The organism is Corynebacterium sp. HMSC074C03 (assembly GCF_001838285.1).
Lineage (GTDB): Bacteria > Actinomycetota > Actinomycetes > Mycobacteriales > Mycobacteriaceae > Corynebacterium > Corynebacterium amycolatum.
In genome coordinates this window covers 1-274 of sequence record NZ_KV836257.1, presented here as the reverse complement: position 1 = coordinate 274, position 274 = coordinate 1, and the positions used below count along the sequence as shown (strand labels likewise).

Here is a 274-nt window from a genome sequence, read left to right as displayed (position 1 = left end):
ATCGACGACCATGAGAACGCTGCCGTGGGCCTGCATGGACGCGAAGATTTCACGCCATGCGGCTTCGTCTTGGGGCAGTGGTTTGTCGTAAATTCTCTCGCCGGTGTTGGTCAGCGCGCAGGCATGGTGGCCGGTTTTGCCGACGTCGAGGCCGATGATGATTTCGGGTGTTGCGGACGGTTCCATGATGGTGTCCTTCTGTTGCGGCAGGTCGCCGGTGTCTTGGACATCCGTTGCAGGCACCCACGTTACGACGAGACCTCTGTTTGGTCCG

General features: G+C 59.9%; 1 protein-coding gene. It reads right to left on the bottom strand.

All coding sequences use genetic code 11. The features are described 5' to 3' along the window. Positions 1-243, bottom strand: a 243-nt coding sequence (locus tag HMPREF2847_RS10650) for an IS110 family transposase (protein WP_070852423.1), incomplete at its 3' end; no start/stop codon positions are given. Between the last annotated feature and the right edge of the window lie 31 nt (positions 244-274).